The following is a 16,453-nucleotide window of genomic DNA, read 5'->3' on the forward strand; positions in this document are numbered from 1 at the left end:
ACGGCTCTACTTTGCGTCGGCGTAGGTGTCGACCACGGCTGTCTGCATCGGGAAGCGGACCGGGCAGGCCGGGCCGAACAGCATTCTGGCCGCTTCCGTCACTGAGTCCACAATGGACTGACTGACGGAAGCGGCCAGCTCGGCCGGGGTGTGGACGATCACCTCGTCGTGCTGGAAGAAGACCAGGTGCGCCGGCGCCGGGAGGCGAGTGCGCAGCGTTGCCAGCATCACCGCCGTCATGTCCGCCGCGCTCGCCTGGACCACGAAGTTCCGCGTGAACCGGCCCCAGCCGCGTGATGCCCGGCGGGCCTTCAGCTCCCCGGCTTCGTCCGAAGCCAAGCCGCCGGTCAACGCCCGCCACGCCGCGGAGGGCGCGGGGGACGTCCGGCCCAGCCGGGACCGGACCCGCTCGCCGCGCTCGCCCGCCTGGGCCGCACGCTCCACATAGGACACCGCGTCCGGGAAGCGCTGCCGCAGCAGCCCGAGCAGCGGCCCCGCTTCCCCGGACGTGCCGCCGTACATCGCCGAGAGCATCGCGATCTTCGCCCGGGCGCGGTCGTCGCGGTCGTCGCCGGCGGCCGGCACCCAGCGGCCGCCGGAGAACAGCGCCTCGCCCAGCCGCGCGTACAGGTCCGTCGCCGCCGCGACGTCGGCCAGCTGCCGGTCGCCCGACAACGCTGTGAGCACCCGGGGCTCCAGCTGGGCGGCGTCCGCCACCACCAGTTTCCAGCCCCGGTCCGCCCGGACGCACGTGCGCAGCACCTTCGGGATCTGCAGCGCCCCACCGCCGCGGCTGGCCCACCGCCCGGACACCACCCCGCCGACGACGTAGTGCGGGCGGAACCGGCCGTCGGCGACCCACTCGTCGAGCCACGCCCAGCCGTTCGCGGTGTACAGCCGCGACAGCTCCTTGTACTCCAGCAACGGCCCGACGGCGGGGTGGTCGATCCCCTTCAGCAGGTACTTCCGCGCCGCCGTCACCTCGATCCCCTCGCGGGCCAGCGCCCGGACCACGCTCGGCGGCGAGTCCGGGTTGACCGGCCGCCCGCCGAAGGCCTCACTGATCTTCGCCGCCAGCTCGACCAGTGCCTTCGGCCGCTGCCCGGCCGGTACGCGCGGACCCAGCCGTGACGCCAGCAGCTCTTCGTGCACGTCGGCGCGCCAGGGCAGGCCGTCGGCCGACATCTCCGCCGCGGCCAGCGCGCTCGCCGATTCCGCGGCCAGCAGCAGCCGCAGCCGGTCCGGGTGCTCGCCCGCCGCCACCCGCCGCTCCTGCTCCGCGAGCACGCGCCGGACGGCCGTGACGACCGTCACGCCCTCGGGCAGCGTCGGCACGCGGGTCTCGAACAGCGTCGGCTGTGCCAGCTCGACGGCCGCCGAGTCCGGGGGCGGCTCTTCACTGTTCGCCCTGGCCCAGGCCGCGCGCAGGCTCCGCGACTGCTCCTCCGCGCCCTGGTACGCCAGCAGCAGCCCCTCGGCCAGCTCGAGGTCGTAGCAGCGGCGCACCCGCAGCCCGGCCGCCAGCAGCACCGGGTAGGTCCCCGCCACCGACGGGAACACCCACCGCGGCGCGAGCGACCCCTCCAGCTCCCGGGCGAGCGCCGCGAAACCGGCCTCGTCCAGGCCCGCCACCGTCGAAGACGGCGTGTGCACGGTGAAGCTCCCGTCCTCCTCCCGCCCGGCGATCACCTGCACCCGGACATCATGCCGACCACCACCGACATTTTTCGGGGGTTCGGGTGGCGGAGCCCCCGGCTTGGGGCGGAGCCCCAGATGTCCTTGCCGGTTTCCGCCCGCTCGCGGGCTGGTGCGTTCGGCGTACGGTTGGTTTACTCTCCAGTAGCTCCCATACCGCCGGTACGCCCGCCGTCGGCGTGGGCCGTCTTCCCCGCAGCAACGGAGGTGCCTGGATGAGCCTGGTCGCGCTCGCCACGACGATGGCGGACAAGGTGGCCGAGACGGTGCGCAGCGTCGACGTGATGCGGCGGGCGGGCCTGGTCCCCTTCCCCCGGCTCGACGAGGGCGTGCGCTCGCTGGTCGCGCTGCGGAAGTTCGGCCCGTTCGCCGGCGCCAACCACATCTCCGCGCGCCGCGACCCGACCGCCGTCGGCATCGTCGACGAGCTCGGCCCGCTCACCTACAAGCAGCTGGACGACCAGTCGAACGCGCTGGCCAGGGCCTGGTCCGAGCGCGGCATCGAACCCGGCCAGGTCGTCGCCGCGCTGTGCCGCGACCACCGCGGCCTGGTGCTCACGATGGCCGCGTCGGGCAAGCTCGGCGTCCGCCTGCTGCTGATGAACACCGGGTTCGCGAAGCCGCAGCTGGCCGACGTCGCGAAGCGCGAGGGCGTCACCGCCCTCGTCTACGACCAGGAGTTCACCGGTCTGCTCGACGCGATCCCGGACGGCGTCGACCGCTACCTCGCGTGGGTCGACCCGGGTTCCGACCTGACCGACCGGACCGTCCCGGTGCTCGACGAGATCATCGCCAGCACCGACGACCGGCCGTGGCCCCCGCCGGCCAAGCCGGGCGGTTTCGTGCTGCTGACCAGCGGCACCACCGGCACGCCGAAGGGCGCGCCGCGGCCGCACACCTCCGCGCTGGCGTCGGCGCAGTTCCTCGACCGCATCCCCCTGCGGTCCAACGAGGCCACCTACATGGGCGCGCCGCTGTTCCACGGCACCGGCCTGTCCCAGTTCATCCTCTCCTTCGCGCTCGGCTCGAAGGTCGTCATGCGGCGCAAGTTCCACCCCGAAGAGGCGCTGCGCGGCGTCGCCGAGCACAAGTGCACCGCGCTCGTGCTGGTGCCGACCATGCTGCAGCGCATCGTCGACCTGCCGAAGGAGGTCCGGCAGAAGTACGACACGTCGGCGCTGCGGATCATCTTCGTGGCCGGCTCGGCGCTCTCGCCCGACCTGGGCAACCGGGCGAACGAGGCGTTCGGCCCGGTCGTGCACAACCTCTACGGCTCGACCGAGGTCGCGGTGGCGACGGTCGCGACGCCGGCGGACTGGGCGAAGGCCCCCGGCACGGTCGGCCGCGCACCGGTCGGCTGCAAGGTGGCGCTCTACGACCAGAACGGCAGCCCCATCACCGAGCCGAACGTGACCGGCCGCGTGTTCGTCGGCAGTGGCCTCAGCTTCGGCGGCTACACCGACGGCCGCCACAAGGAGATCATCGACGGCCTGCTCTCCAGCGGCGACGTCGGCCACTTCGACGAAGACGGCCTGCTGTTCATCGACGGCCGCGACGACGAGATGATCGTCTCCGGCGGCGAGAACGTGTTCCCGATCGAGGTGGAGAACCTGCTGGTCGAGCGCGAGGACGTGATCGAGGCGGCGGTGATCGGCGTCGAGGACCCGGAGTTCGGGCAGCGGCTGAAGGCGTTCGTGGTCCGGGCGGAGGGTGCGGACCTGGACGCCGACGAGGTCCGCGACTACGTCAAGGCGAACCTGGCGCGCTACAAGGTGCCGCGGGACGTCGAGTTCCTGGACGAGCTGCCGCGCAACGCGACCGGGAAGGTGCTGCGCACCAAGTTGCTGTGACAACCGAGGCTTCGCCTCGGGCCGGGGGCTTCGCCACCCGGACCCCCGAAAAGCGGTTGTCATGAGCCCCGCTGGACGTTGACCACCCGCCAGCGCCCGTCCCGGCGCTCGGCCACCACCGTGCAGGCGACGCCGTCTCGGCGCCCGGTCGCGACGCCGACTGCCGGCGTCACCTGCAGGCTCGTCCACCGGAACGCGCCCGCCGGGACGCGGCCGGGCCAGCCGGCCTTGCCGAGCACGCGCCCGGCCGGGCCGTCGCCGCGGAAGCCCTCGGCCAGCAGCGGCGCCAAAGCCTCGGTGTCGCCGTCCGCGTCGGCGTCGCGCCAGCGGGCCAGCAGTTCCTCGAACGTCTCCACGGCTTCGAAGGTCGCAGGCACCGAGTGCGCCTACATCGGCCACCTGGCCGAGATGCGCTGGCAGACTGGCCGGGCCATGACTACGACGAAACTCCTCCCGGCCGGCACGGTCACGATCCTCTGCGCCGGTGACGCCGCCCCCGTCGTCTTCGCGACCCCTGACGAGGCGCTCACGGCGCTGACCGGCGGCCCGGCGGCCGTGCACACCGGCGACGTGCTGATCCGCGACGACGGCACGCCTGCCGGCTCCGCCGTCCGCCGTTGCGAACAGCTGCGCGCGCTGGCGGAGGACGGCCGGGTCCTCGTGTCGGCGCGCACCGCGGCGGCCCTCGGGGACGCCGTGACGCTGCACGACCTCGGCGTCCACCGCCTGCCGGACCTCACCGCGTCCGAGCGGGTCTTCGAACTCGGCGAGCCGCCCGATCCGCGGCCGCTGCGCTCGCTCGACGCCGTCCCGAACAACCTGCCCGTGCAGCTGACCGGGTTCGTCGGCCGCGACGCCGAGGTACGCGAGGTGCGGCGGCAGCTCGCCGGGACGCGGCTCGTCACGCTGGCCGGGCCGGGCGGCAGCGGCAAGACGAGGCTGGCCGCGCAGGTCGCCGCCACGGCCGGGTGGCCCGGCGGCGTCTGGTGGGTCGAGCTCGACGCCGTGACCGGGCGCGCCGAGGTCGCCGAACTGGTCGCCGCGACGCTCGGCGTGCCGGTGGAGCCCCACGTCGGCGCGGCGCGCTCGGTCGCGACGGAGCTGCGTGACCGGCGCGCGCTGCTCTGCCTCGACAACTGCGAGCAGGTCCTCGACGGCGCCGCCGACGTCGCGGTCGAACTGCTGCGGTCCTGCCCCGAGGTCGCGGTGCTGACGACCAGCCGGGAGCCCCTGGGCGTGCCGGGGGAGACGGTGTGGCGGGTGCCGCCGCTGGCCGTCGAGGAGGCCGTCGCGCTGTTCGTCGAGCGCGCGGGCGCGGTCCGGCCGCTGTTCACCTTGGACACTTCGAGCGCGGCCGCCGTCCGGTCGATCTGCACGCGGCTCGACGGCATCCCGCTGGCCGTCGAGCTGGCCGCGGCGTGGCTCGGAACCCTGGCCCCGCACCAGATCGACGCCGGTCTAGACGATCGGTTCGCATTGCTCACCCGCGGTCCGCGCGGGGTGCCCGCGCGGCAGCGGACCCTCGAAGGCTCGATCGCGTGGAGCCACGACCAGCTCGGCGCCGACGACCGCGCGCTGTTCCGGCGGCTCGCGGTGTTCGCCGGCGGGTTCACCCTGGACGCCGCGGGCGGCCCGGCCGTGCTGCCCGCGCTCGGCCGGCTCGTCGACAAGTCACTGGTGCTGGCCGAAGGCGGCCGGTACCGGCTGCTGGAGACGCTCCGCGAATACGCGGCGGCCCGGCTGGCCGAGGCGGGGGAGACCACCGCCGCCCGTGACCACCACCTCGACCACTACCTCGCGCTGGCCGAAGCCGCCGAGCCCGAGCTCGACCGCGACAAGGACGCCTGGCGGGCCCGGGTGGAGCCCGAGCGCGACAACCTGCGCGCGGCCCTGGAATGGGGGCTGGCGCAGGACGACGCCTCCCGCGGCCGCCGGCTCGCCGCCGCCGTCGCGTGGCTGTGGAACCTGCGTGGCCGCGGCCACGAGGGCCTGGCCTACCTGAAGCGCGCGGTCGCCCGGTGCCCGGAGGATCGGACGCCGCTGCAGGCCCGGCTGTTGACCGGGATGGGACTGGTCGCGGACACGACGGCGCCGTTCGACCTCGAAGCCGCGCGGCAGGGCCTGGACATCGCCACCGAAGTCGGCGATGCGGGCCTGCGCGCGCGTTGTGTTTCTCTCACCGCCCTCGGTCACCTGTACACGGATCTGGACACCGCCTGGGACCTCGCCGTCGAAGCCGCGAAGGTCGCGGAGGACGCCGGAGACGGCTTCGCGCGGGACAGCGCATTGATGCTGCGCGGGATCGTCCGGTTCACGCGCGACCGCCACGACGAGGCGGCGCCGCTGCTCGACGAGGCGGCCGGCGGACTGCTGAGCCGGGGCGACCGGGGCCTGGCCTCGACCGTCCTCAGTGTCCGGTCCGGGATCGCGCTCGCCGCGGCGGACCTGCCGCGGGCGCGCGAACTCGCCGAGCGCGCCGTCGACGTGGCCGCGCCGCTCGGCGACTTCCACCGGGTCAACACGACGCTGTGCCGCCTGGCGCTGGTGCACGGCACGGCCGGGGACGTCGACGCCGGGTTCCGCGTGATGGAGCCGTTCCTGCGGCTGGTGGAAACCGCCGGCGAGGTCTTCGTGCCGGGCATGGCCGGCGTGCTGGGCGAGCTGCACCGGCGACGGGGCGAGTTCGAAGCCGCGTTGCGCTGGTTCGAGCGCGAAGCCGTGCCCGGGACGTACATGGCCGCGCAGGGACTCGCCGAGCGCGGCGCCGTGCTGCGTGCGCTCGGCCGCACCGAAGAGGCCGCGGAGGTGCTGGCCACCGCCGTCGACCTCACCCGCCGCTGGGCCCTGCCGTCGCTGCTGGCGGACGCACTGGACCAGCAGGGGTACCTGGCGGAGCCGGAGCAGGCCGCCGACCTGCACCACGAAGCGCTGAGCCTGCGCGTCGACCACGGCCTCCGGCTGGGCGTCTTGGCCAGTCTCGACGCGCTGACCACGCTGCTCGCGCGCACCGGCCGCGAGGCCGACGCCGCGCGCGTGCTCGTCTCGGCCGACCGGGCACGGGCCGAACTGGGCGTCCCCCGCCCTCCCGCCGAGCAGGCCGGGCTGGCCGCGCTCGGGCTCGCGACGGCCGAGGCGCCGATGGGCCTCGACGACGTCGTCGCGTTCGTGCGCCGGACCCGCGGCAACCGCGGCCGGCCGTCGAGCGGCTGGGGCAGCCTGACGCCGACCGAGCTCGAGGTGGTGAAGCTGGCCGCCGAGGGCTGCACCAACCCCGAGATCGGCACCCGGCTGTTCATGAGTCGCGGCACGGTGAAGACGCACCTGGCCCATGTCTACGCGAAGCTCGGCATCGCGAACCGCACCGAACTGGCCACGCTCGCCGCGGCGCACCCGAGCTGACACGTACCCGCAGAGCCGGCCCGCGTACCTGCCCGGGTACGCGGGCTCAGTCCCAGTCGATGCCGAAGACGCCGGGACCGAAGTCGAACGCCACCGCGTGGACGCCGTCGGCGCCGTCGAGCTTGAGCGGGCGGCGGGCGAGCGTGCCGGTCGCGCCGTTGCGGGTGTACTGCCAGCAGCGCTCGGGTGCGGTGCCCGGCGCGAACCGGACCTCCAGCAGGTACTCCCGCACCGGGCGGCGGAACTCGCGGTAGTGGGTGTTGCGGCACTCCGGGTACGGCGGCCCGCTGTTGGTCAGCGTGTACTCGATCAGGTGCGTCTCGCCCCGGTTGATCGGCTGGTCGAAGAGCAGTTCGGCGACGATCAGGCCGTGGGTCTCGTCGATCTCGGCGCGGCCGACCCGGCAGTTGCGCACGGCGTGCAGTTCGGGGACGCCCGCCGCCGGGTCGTCCTGCGTGTACACGAGCAGCCAGCGGTCCTGGCCGTCCGCGGCGGCCTGGAACACCGCTCGCGCGGTCACCGCGCGCTGCCCGCCGTCCGCGGCGATCTCACACAGGTCGTGCAGCCCGACCATCTTCAGCGGCTGCCGGCGGTCGAGCGCGTACGGCGCGCCGACCTTGTCCAGCAGCGGCTGCAGGACCTGACGCGGGAACGACATCGGCTCGGCGCCGGCCTGGCGCTTCCCGGCGCCGCCGCGGGGCCGGGGCGGCGGCAGCAGCCCGAGCAGGGACCCGGCGGGGACGTCGAGGATCTCTTCGAGCGTGCGGACGGCCGAGAGCGAACTCTGGCGCTCCGGCTGCCGCTTGCCGGACTGCCAATAGCTGAGTGCGGTGACGCTGACGACGACGCCGCGGGCCCGCAGCCGCGCCTGGATCCGGTCGAGCGACAGCCCGCTGGTGGCGATGGCCGCGCGCAGCTGGATGGCGAACGCGGTGCGCCCACTCTCGTGGCCGTCACCCGCCGTGCTGCCCGCCATTGCTGAATCCCGACCCGCCCCGTGCCGTCCCCCGACGATCCCCGACACGAGCACGTTAGCAGCATTCCCCGCGCTCTCCGCGTCCCTCTTCGGTGGGGTTGCCGGGCGGCCCCCTCGGGCGAACGGGCTAGTACTGGCAACTGTGAACCATTGCCCCGGCCTGGGCGGACGCGCTTGTATGACTTGCCTGCGCCGGTGGCCCGCCTCCCCCTCACGGCCCACCCGGGCGCAGGTGCGACCGGCCGCGAGAGCGGTTCCGGCTCCGGTTCACCCCGGCCGCGTTGTGCGACCGGCCGGTGTGGCCGCGCGATGACCGGTGGCCCGGCGACGCCCCCAGCGCCGGGCCACCGGTCTTGTTACCACCGGGTAGATCCGCCTTCCTCCCCACCACCGCCCTCAACGGAGGCACTTCGCGCCGCGGTAAATTCCTTGCATGACGCTCCGGAAGAACATCCTGATCACCGGCGCCAGCAGCGGGTTGGGCGAGGGGATGGCGCGCCAGTTCGCGGCGAAGGGGCGCAACCTCGCGTTGTGCGCGCGGCGCACCGAGCGGCTGGAAACACTCGCCAAAGAACTCCGAGCAGCGCACCCGGGGATCAAGGTCGTCACGCGCACCCTCGACGTCACCGACCACGACCGCGTGTTCACCGTCTTCGAAGAGTTCCGCGCCGAGCTCGGGTCCCTCGACCGGGTGATTGTGAACGCCGGGCTCGGGAAGGGGCAGCCGGTCGGCAAGGGCCGGTTCGACGCCAACCGCCAGACCCTCGAGGTCAACTTCGTCGCGGCCGCGGCGCAGATCGAGGCGGCCGCGGGGATCTTCCGCGAGCAGGGCGCCGGCCACCTCGCCGTCGTCTCGTCGTTCAGCGCGCTCCGCGGGTTCCCGGGCCACCTCACCGCGTACGCCGCGTCGAAGGCCGGGATCTCGGCGTTCGTCGACGGCACCCGGATCGAGCTGAAGCGCAAGGGCATCGCCGTCACCGACGTCCGGCCCGGCTACATCGAGTCGGAGATGAACGACCGGATCGGCCGGAACCCCTTGCTGGCCAAGGCCGAAACCGGGGCCAGGGCGCTGGTCAAGGCGATCGAGGCCGAGCCGGCCCGGGCCTACGTCCCGGCGTGGCCGTGGGTGCCGCTGAGCGTCGTCATGCGCGTGGTCCCGGCCGCGCTGCTGCGGAAGTTCGCGTGAACGCCACCGTCGAGGTCCGCGCGGAGGACGTCTTCGACGCCGCCGCGGTGCACGCCTGGCTGAGCGCGAAGACCGAGGGCCTCGGGGACGAGCCGCCGCGCGTCCGGCAGTTCCCCGGCGGCGCGTCCAACCTGACGTACCTGCTGACCTACCCCGGCCGCGAGCTGATCCTGCGCCGCCCGCCGGCCGGGTACAAAGCCGCGTCGGCGCACGACATGCGGCGCGAGTACCGCGTGCAGCACGCGCTGAAGCCGGTGTTCCCGTACGTGCCGCGGATGGTGGCGTTCGGGGACGACCCGGCCGTGCTCGGCGGCGACTTCTACGTCATGGAGAAGCTGGACGGCCTGATCCTGCGCGGCGACCTGCCGCCGGGGATGACGCTGCCGCCCGAGCGGGCGCGCGAGCTGTCCGGCAAGGTCGTCGACCGGCTGGTCGACCTGCACGCCGTCGATGTCGGGAAGGCCGGGCTCGCCGACCTCGGCAAGGGCGCGGGCTACGTCGAGCGGCAGATCCGCGGCTGGTCGGAGCGGTACGTCGCGGCGCGCACCGACAACGTCGGCGACTTCGCCGAGGTGCGCGCGTGGCTGGCGGACCACCAGCCGGCCGAGGTGAAGATCTGCCTGATCCACAACGACTACCGGCTCGACAACCTGGTGCTCGACGGCCCGTCGACGCTCGGCATCACCGGCGTGCTCGACTGGGAGCTGGCCACGCTCGGCGACCCGCTGATGGAGCTGGGCAGCATGCTCGCCTACTGGGTGCAGGCCGGGGACGACGACGCCATGCACGCGAGCCGCCGCCAGCCGACGCACCTGCCCGGCATGTTCACCCGCGAGGAGTTCGTCGCCCGCTACGCCGAGAAGACCGGGCTCGACGTGGGCGACTGGCGGTTCTACGAGGTCTACGGCCTGTTCCGGCTCGCCGCGGTCCTGCAGCAGCTGTACCGGCGCTACCGCGACGGCGCCACCCGCAACCCGGCGTTCAAGGACTTCTGGCAGTTCGTCGGGTACCTGGACTGGCGCTGCCGCGAGATCATCGCGAAGGGGAAGGTCGTGTCTTCTGGGGCCAAGCCCCAGACCCCGGCCGGGGGGCAAGCCCCCCTGGACCCCCCCAAGGAGGGTTGAGTGGGCGCGATCTACCTCGTCCGGCACGGGCAGGCGTCGTTCGGCGCCGCCGACTACGACGCGCTGTCCCCGCGCGGCTTCGAACAGTCCACTGTGGTCGGTGCGGAACTGCTGCGGCGCGGCGTCTCCTTCAGCCAGGTCCGGTCCGGAACGCTGGCCCGGCAGCGCGACACCGCGGCCACGGCGCTGAAGGTGCTCGGCAGCGACGTCCCGGTGGTGGAGGATCCGCGCTGGAACGAGTACGACCACGTCGACATCGCGCTCCACCACGCCGGTGGCGCGCCGCAGGAGGATTCCCGGGCCTACCAAGGGGTTCTGGACGCGGCCTTGACCGCGTGGACCTCGGCCGGCTCCTCGGGGCCGTGCGCCGAAACCTGGCCCGCGTTCCTCGCCCGGTGCCGCGGCGCGCTGGAAGACCTGGTGGCGTCGCTGGGCAAGGGGGAGCACGCGGTCGTGTTCACCTCCGGCGGCGTGATCGCCACGATCTGCGGTGCCCTGCTGGGCACCCCGGAAGCCGGGCTGCTCAAGCTCAACCGCGTCACGGTCAACGGCGGGATCACCAAGCTGGTGTCCGGACGCGGTGGCGTCACGATGCTGTCGTTCAACGAGCACCCGCACTTCGAGGCGGACGCGGCCTCGTTGCTCACCTATCGGTAGGAGGCACGCGATGCGGTTCGGCGAGGTCACGGTCATCCCGGTGAACGGCCACGGCCCGGAGGACGTCGTCGTCGACGGCGAAGGCCGGATCTACACCGGCGTCGACGACGGGCGCATCCTGCGCTTGGCACCCGACGGACGGCGGATCGACGTCATCGCCGACACCGGCGGCCGCCCGCTCGGCCTGGAACTCCACGGCGACGACGAGCTGCTGATCTGCGACGCGCGAGCCGGGCTGCTGGTGGTGCCGCTCGCGGGCGGCACGCCGTCGGTGCTGGCCACTTCGGCGCTGGGCCTCGATTTCGTGTTCTGCAACAACGCAGCGGTGGCCGCGGACGGGACGATCTACTTCACGGACTCCTCGCGCCGCTTCGGCATCGACAGCTGGCGCGACGACCTGATCGAGCAGACCGCGGGCGGCCGCCTGCTCCGGAGGACCCCGGACGGCTCGATCGACCTGCTCCTCGACGGCCTCCAGTTCGCGAACGGCGTCGCACTGGCCCCGGACGAGTCGTTCGTGGCGGTGGCGGAGACCGGCGCGTGCCGCGTGTCGCGCGTGTGGCTCCGCGACGGCCGGTCCGACGTCTTCATCGACGGCCTGTGGGGCTTCCCCGACAACATTTCGACCGGCACGGACGGGCTGATCTGGATCACGCAGGCGTCGCCGCGGGTGGCGGCGCTGGACGTGGTGCGCCGCCTGCCGGCGTTCGCGCGGGCGGGGATCCGCAGGCTGCCGCCGTCGTTGCAGCCCCGCCCGGGCCGTGAAGTCGGCGTGCTGGGCGTCGCGGCGGACGGCAAGGTGGAGCGGGAGCTGCGCGGGGAAATCCCCGGTTTCCACATGCTCGTGGGCGTCCGCGAGTGGCGGGGGAAGCTCTACTTCGGCTCTTTGGAGGAGTCGGCGATCGCGGTGACCCCTACCATCGGGTGATGCTGAGCAACGTCCGGATCGAAGCGCGCATCCCCACCCAGGACCTGGCCCGCGCCCGGCGCTGGTACGCCGAGAAGCTCGGGCTCGAGGCGGTCGAGGAACGCGAAGGCGGCCTGCGGTACGAAGGCGCGTCGGGTGTCTTCTGCCTGTACGCCTCGGCCGGAGCGTCCGACGGGTCGTTCACGCAGGTCGCCTTCTACGTCGACGACCTCGAAGCGACGGTCGCCGTGCTGCGCGAGCGCGGTGTGGTGTTCGAGGAGTACGACGGGATGCGCGGCAGCATCATGGAGATCCGCGGCAACTACCCGAGCAAGGGCAGCGGCGAGCGGGCGGCGTGGTTCCGCGACTGCGAGGGCAATCTGATCGGCCTCGGCGAAGTGGTGCCCTGACGCGGTCCCCGCGGCCGAAGCGGAGCTTTCGGGAACGTCAACCGTCGTCCGCGGACCGTCCCCGGTTCCTGGCGTTGCGGCGTTTGAGGCGGGTCACCCGGATCCACTCGCCGACGAACCCGATCGGAGCCAGGACCAAGGACCACAGGACGAACTCGCCGGTGGTCGCCCCGTCGTACTTCACCGAAATCACCCAAGCGAACGCCACGCCCACCACCGCCGCGATCGCAGAAGACCACAACCGGTGCCTCACCGACCACGAATCGAGCTTGGCATTCAGCCGTTCGCTGCGTTCCCTCGCCTGCGGCGAGGCCCACTTCCGGCCGAGTTTTGAGCCCAACCTGAGAAACACCACGGATCCGTCACCCCCAGTGAGCGCGATTCTTGCGTGAAGGATGCCCGAGTTCGCCGCACCGCAAACCCGTCCTGGTGACAGGAGGGGGTCAGCGGCCAGTCCACCGGGGTTCCCGTCCCGCGGACCAGGCGGCGTAGAACTCCTTGTGGTCCTTGGCCGTCATCAGCAACGCCTGCGTGATCGCCTCCAGCTCGATCGCGCTGCCCAGGTCCATGTCCAGCTCGCGGGTCAGCAGCACCTTCGTCGTCGCGTACGCCAGTGCCGGGCCGTCGGCCAACCGCCGAGCCAGTGCCGCGGCCGCCGCAGGCAGGTCCTCATCGGGAACCACCTGGGTGGCCAAGCCGATGGCGTCCGCCCGGGCGGAATCGACCTTGTCGCCCAGGATCAGCAGCTCCGTCGCCCGGCCGAGACCCACGAGCCGGGGCAGGAGGTAGGCCGAACCCATGTCCGCTCCCGCCAACCCCACCTTCGTGAACAAGAACGCGAACTTCGCCGACCGGGCCAGCAGCCGGAAGTCGCTGGCCAGCGCGATCACCGAGCCCGCGCCCGCCGCCACGCCGTTGACCGCCGCGATCACCGGCAGCGGGCACTCGCGCAGCGCCTTCACCACCGCGCCCGTCATGCGGGTGAACTCCAGCAGGGCCGCCGTCTCGAACTTCTGCAGCTCGCCGATGATCTCCTCGACGTCGCCGCCCGAGCAGAACCCGCGGCCCTGACCGGTGATCACCAGCACCCGCACGTCGTCGTGCTGCGGGAGCTCGGTGATCAGGTCCCGCAGGTCCGCGTAGACGTCGAAGGTCAGCGCGTTCAGCTTCTCCGGGCGGGTGAACGTCACGGTCGCCACGCCGTCGGAAACGGTGAACTCGAAGTGCTCCCACTCCTTCGTCAGCGGTGCGGTCGCGCGGAACGGGCTCATGTCTGGATTCCTCCGCCGTCGAGTACGAGGGTCTGGCCGTTGATCGGGGCGGCTTCGGGTGCCGCCAAGAAGGTGACGGCGAACGCCACCTCGGAAGGTTCCAGCAGCCGGCCGAGCGGGGAGGCCGCCGCCAACGCGGATTCCGCCGAGGCGGCATCACGCCCGGTCCGCTCGGCGATCCGTGCCACCGAGGAAGCCGTCATGTCGGTGCGCACGAACGCCGGGCACACCGCGTTCGCCGTGACGCCGGTGCCGGCCAGCTCCGCCGCCACCGCCCGCATCAGCCCGGCTGCCGCGTGCTTCGACGCCGTGTAGCCGGCGGTGTAGCGGTAGCCGACGTGCGAGGCCGTCGACGCCACCGTGACGATCCGGCCGCGGTCGCGCTCGCGCATCCCCGGCAGCACCGCCCGGGTGCACAGGAACGCACCGGTCGCGTTGACCTCCAGCTGCTGATGCCAATCAGCCAGCGAAGTCCGGGAAACCGGGGCGCTCGAGGAAATCCCGGCGTTGTTGACCAGCACGTCGACCGGTCCCGCCGAAGAGAAATAAGAAGACACAGCTTCCTCGTCGGTCACGTCGCATTCGGCGCGGCCCGGCGCGAGCACCGTGTCACCCGCGGCGCGGAACCGGTCCGCGATCGCCGCGCCGATGCCGCGCGTGCCGCCGGTGACCACCACCAGGCGGCTCACTTGCGGCCCGCCAGCGCGCGCCGGTCGAGCTTTCCGTTGGCGGTGCGGGGGAGTTCGGTCATGAAGACCACCTCGCGGGGGTACTTGTGCTTGGCCAGGTGGGCTTTCGCGTGTTCTTTCAGCTCTTCCGCCGACACCGGGGAGCCGGGCCGCAGCACGACGTACGCGCGCGGCACGACCAAGCCGCCGACTTCGTGCCCGACCACCGCGCAGTCCACCACGGAAGCGTGGCCGAGCAGGCAGTCCTCGATCTCGCCGGGCGCGACGAACACCCCGCCGACCTTGAGCAGCGCGTCGGCGCGGCCGTGGTGCCGGAAGTACCCGTCGGAGCTGCGGCTGAACAGGTCACCCGAGGTCAGCGTGTCGCCGTCGAACGTCCGCGCGGACTTCTCCGGGTCGCCGAAGTACTCCAGGGCGATCGTCGGCCCGGTCACGCGCAGCGGCCCGATTTCCCCGTCCGGCAACGGGTTCCCGAGCTCGTCGACGACCTGCGCGGTGTAGCCGGGAACGGGCGTGCCGAGCGTGCCGGCGCGCGCGGCACCCGGCCGGTTCGACAGGTAGATGTGGTAGGCCTCGGACGAGCCGATCCCGTCCACCACCGGCACCCCGAAGGCCGCGTCCCACTTCCGGTGCAGTTCCGGAGGCAGCGCCTCGCCCGCCGACGTCGCCATCCGCAGGCAGCTCAGGTCCTGCTCCGCCGCGGCCGGGTGCGCGACCATCGCGCTCATCATGGTCGGCACGTTGACCAGGACGGTCGGCCGGTACCGGGCGATCAGCTCGAACACCAGGTCCGCGGTGCTGCGCTCGGGGAACGCGATCCCGGCCGCGCCGACGCCGAACGGGAACAGCGCCACCAGATCGCGCGCGTAGCCGAAGAACAGCTTGGGCACGGCGAGGACCCGGTCGTCTTCGCGCAGGCCGAGGACCCCGATGGCGTACCGATCGAAGCTCTCCAGCGGGCTGCGCAAGGGATGCACGCACGCCTTGGGCGCGCCCGTGCTGCCGGTGGTGAACTTCCAGATCCCGACGTCGGCCAAAGTGGTCGGTGCCGCTTCGAGGGTGTCCGGCGCCGCGTCGACGAGGGTCCGGAAAGGACGTTCACCCGGCAGCAGCTCACCTTCGGGCACGCCCGTGACGAGCATCCCGGTCGCACCCGCCGAGCGCAGCGCGGGCAGCGTGACGGCGTCCGCGAGCACCGCCACGGCCTCGGTGTAGCCCAGGTAGTACGCGTAGTCCTTGGGCTGCAGGAACGGGTACACCTCGGCCGTCACGGCGCCGATCTTCTGCGCGCCGTACCAGGCCGCGACGAACTCGTCGCCGTCGCTCAGCGCCAGCAAAACGCGTTGCCCTCTTCGGACACCGGCGTCGAGCAGCACGTTCCCGATCCGGTTGGTCAGCCGGGCGAGCGCCGCGTAGCTGACCGTCCGGTCCCCGACGAGCAGGGCGGTCCGGTCGCCGCGGCCCTCGGCCACGTGCCGGTCGAGGAAGTGCGTGGCGAGGTTGAACGGCTCACTCACGGGCCAGCTCCCGGATCGCTTCCACCAGCAGGTCGGTCAACGTCGAGAAGGTCGCATCGCCCTCTTCGGCGGTCGCCTCGGCCGGGGCGCCGCAGTACGCCTCGGTCATCCCCATCTCGAGGAAGCCGCCGTCTCCGGGAGCGGCGGCGAGGCTCACCGGCACGTGCGGCAGCTCCCGCATGACGGCCTGGTCGACCAGTTCGGGCCGGTCGGCGAGCACCAGCGACGTCTCGTACCGCCCGGCGTGGCACTCACCGGACCGGAACTCCTCGGTCAGCCGCTGCGCGTGCCGCCGCCGGACCAGGTCGAGCAGGGCGACGCGCCCGCCGTAGGCGAAGTTCAGCGTCTCCACCGCGCGCCGCAGGGTGACCAGGTGCGCGGGCTCGAAGTGGTTGTTGACCAGCAGGATCCGCCGGAGCCGCTGGCCGATGAGCGCGGCGCCGATGTCCACCAGCAGCGAGTGCAGCGTCTCCTCGCCGATGTGGATCCCGCCGGCGAACCCGGCGGCGAACCGCGTCACCCCGTAGGGCACCTCGGGCAGGACCAGGACGTGGACGTCGTCGTCCGCGGCCAGCCGCTCGGCCGCGCGCTCGCACATCCCGCGCGAGATCAGCGGGTCGGTGCCCAGGGGCGCGTGCGGCCCGTGCGGCTCGATCGCGCCCACCGGCAGGAGCAGCACCGGGACGCGTTCACCCGAAGCCAACGCTGCGACCTGCGGGGAGCTGAGGTCCGCGAAGTACGTCACGCAAGTCAAGCTACACCGCAGTCGCCT

The 16,453-nt window shown here is 72.9% G+C and carries 15 protein-coding genes; 7 read left to right on the forward strand and 8 right to left on the reverse strand.

Annotated features, from left to right (window positions below; all coding sequences use genetic code 11):
* Positions 1 to 6: 6 nt before the first annotated feature.
* Positions 7 to 1,695 carry a bifunctional 3'-5' exonuclease/DNA polymerase gene (locus AB0M80_RS37350; protein WP_364574384.1) on the reverse strand — a complete coding sequence of 563 codons (1,689 nt, stop codon included), beginning with the start codon at positions 1,693 to 1,695 and terminating at the stop codon, positions 7 to 9.
* Positions 1,696 to 1,910: 215 nt separating this feature from the next.
* Here AB0M80_RS37350 and AB0M80_RS37355 point away from each other — a divergent pair, with 215 nt between their 5' ends.
* Positions 1,911 to 3,545, forward strand: a complete 1,635-nt coding sequence (locus AB0M80_RS37355; RefSeq protein WP_364574386.1) for an acyl-CoA synthetase — start codon at positions 1,911 to 1,913, stop codon at positions 3,543 to 3,545.
* A 59-nt stretch (positions 3,546 to 3,604) separates the two neighbouring features.
* Here the strand turns inward: AB0M80_RS37355 and AB0M80_RS37360 are convergent, their stop codons facing one another.
* On the reverse strand, positions 3,605 to 3,922 hold the full coding sequence (locus tag AB0M80_RS37360) for a nuclear transport factor 2 family protein (protein ID WP_364574388.1): 318 nt from the start codon (positions 3,920 to 3,922) through the stop codon (positions 3,605 to 3,607).
* Positions 3,923 to 3,977: 55 nt separating this feature from the next.
* Here AB0M80_RS37360 and AB0M80_RS37365 point away from each other — a divergent pair, with 55 nt between their 5' ends.
* Positions 3,978 to 6,944 (forward strand): LuxR C-terminal-related transcriptional regulator, encoded by a 2,967-nt coding sequence (locus tag AB0M80_RS37365; RefSeq protein WP_364574390.1) that lies wholly within the window; start codon positions 3,978 to 3,980, stop codon positions 6,942 to 6,944.
* Between the two features lie 46 nt (positions 6,945 to 6,990).
* Here the strand turns inward: AB0M80_RS37365 and AB0M80_RS37370 are convergent, their stop codons facing one another.
* Positions 6,991 to 7,920 carry a hypothetical protein gene (locus AB0M80_RS37370; RefSeq protein ID WP_364574392.1) on the reverse strand — a complete coding sequence of 310 codons (930 nt, stop codon included), beginning with the start codon at positions 7,918 to 7,920 and terminating at the stop codon, positions 6,991 to 6,993.
* Positions 7,921 to 8,353: 433 nt separating this feature from the next.
* Here AB0M80_RS37370 and AB0M80_RS37375 point away from each other — a divergent pair, with 433 nt between their 5' ends.
* From AB0M80_RS37375 to AB0M80_RS37395, 5 genes are read left to right on the forward strand one after another with little or no spacing between them, the layout of a single operon-like run.
* Positions 8,354 to 9,106: an SDR family oxidoreductase gene (locus AB0M80_RS37375; protein ID WP_364574394.1), complete on the forward strand. Its 753-nt coding sequence runs from the start codon at positions 8,354 to 8,356 to the stop codon at positions 9,104 to 9,106.
* Positions 9,103 to 10,230 carry a phosphotransferase family protein gene (locus tag AB0M80_RS37380; RefSeq protein ID WP_364574396.1) on the forward strand — a complete coding sequence of 376 codons (1,128 nt, stop codon included), beginning with the start codon at positions 9,103 to 9,105 and terminating at the stop codon, positions 10,228 to 10,230. The genes AB0M80_RS37375 and AB0M80_RS37380 overlap by 4 nt, the downstream gene beginning before the upstream one ends.
* Positions 10,231 to 10,887 (forward strand): histidine phosphatase family protein, encoded by a 657-nt coding sequence (locus AB0M80_RS37385; protein WP_364574398.1) that lies wholly within the window; start codon positions 10,231 to 10,233, stop codon positions 10,885 to 10,887.
* A gap of 10 nt (positions 10,888 to 10,897) precedes the next feature.
* Complete coding sequence (locus AB0M80_RS37390) at positions 10,898 to 11,815, forward strand: SMP-30/gluconolactonase/LRE family protein (protein WP_364574400.1); 918 nt, start codon at positions 10,898 to 10,900, stop codon at positions 11,813 to 11,815.
* Positions 11,815 to 12,204 (forward strand): VOC family protein, encoded by a 390-nt coding sequence (locus AB0M80_RS37395; protein ID WP_364574402.1) that lies wholly within the window; start codon positions 11,815 to 11,817, stop codon positions 12,202 to 12,204. Before AB0M80_RS37390 ends, AB0M80_RS37395 begins: the two co-directional genes overlap by 1 nt.
* A 37-nt stretch (positions 12,205 to 12,241) precedes the next feature.
* On the opposite strand, the gene AB0M80_RS37400 is transcribed toward AB0M80_RS37395, so the two are convergent.
* From AB0M80_RS37400 to AB0M80_RS37420, 5 genes are all read right to left on the reverse strand, one after another.
* Positions 12,242 to 12,412, reverse strand: a complete 171-nt coding sequence (locus AB0M80_RS37400; protein WP_364574404.1) for a hypothetical protein — start codon at positions 12,410 to 12,412, stop codon at positions 12,242 to 12,244.
* 235 nt (positions 12,413 to 12,647) lie between these two features.
* Complete coding sequence (locus AB0M80_RS37405) at positions 12,648 to 13,475, reverse strand: enoyl-CoA hydratase family protein (protein WP_364574406.1); 828 nt, start codon at positions 13,473 to 13,475, stop codon at positions 12,648 to 12,650.
* Positions 13,472 to 14,164, reverse strand: coding sequence for an SDR family oxidoreductase (locus AB0M80_RS37410; RefSeq protein ID WP_364574408.1), 693 nt, complete (start codon positions 14,162 to 14,164; stop codon positions 13,472 to 13,474). The genes AB0M80_RS37405 and AB0M80_RS37410 overlap by 4 nt, the downstream gene beginning before the upstream one ends.
* On the reverse strand, positions 14,161 to 15,681 hold the full coding sequence (locus tag AB0M80_RS37415; protein WP_364574410.1) for a benzoate-CoA ligase family protein: 1,521 nt from the start codon (positions 15,679 to 15,681) through the stop codon (positions 14,161 to 14,163). Before AB0M80_RS37415 ends, AB0M80_RS37410 begins: the two co-directional genes overlap by 4 nt.
* A complete protein-coding gene (locus AB0M80_RS37420; protein WP_364574412.1) occupies positions 15,674 to 16,426 on the reverse strand; it encodes a creatininase family protein in 753 nt (250 codons plus the stop codon). The genes AB0M80_RS37415 and AB0M80_RS37420 overlap by 8 nt, the downstream gene beginning before the upstream one ends.
* Between the last annotated feature and the right edge of the window lie 27 nt (positions 16,427 to 16,453).

It is taken from the genome of Amycolatopsis sp. NPDC051045, assembly GCF_040682955.1.
GTDB lineage: Bacteria > Actinomycetota > Actinomycetes > Mycobacteriales > Pseudonocardiaceae > Amycolatopsis.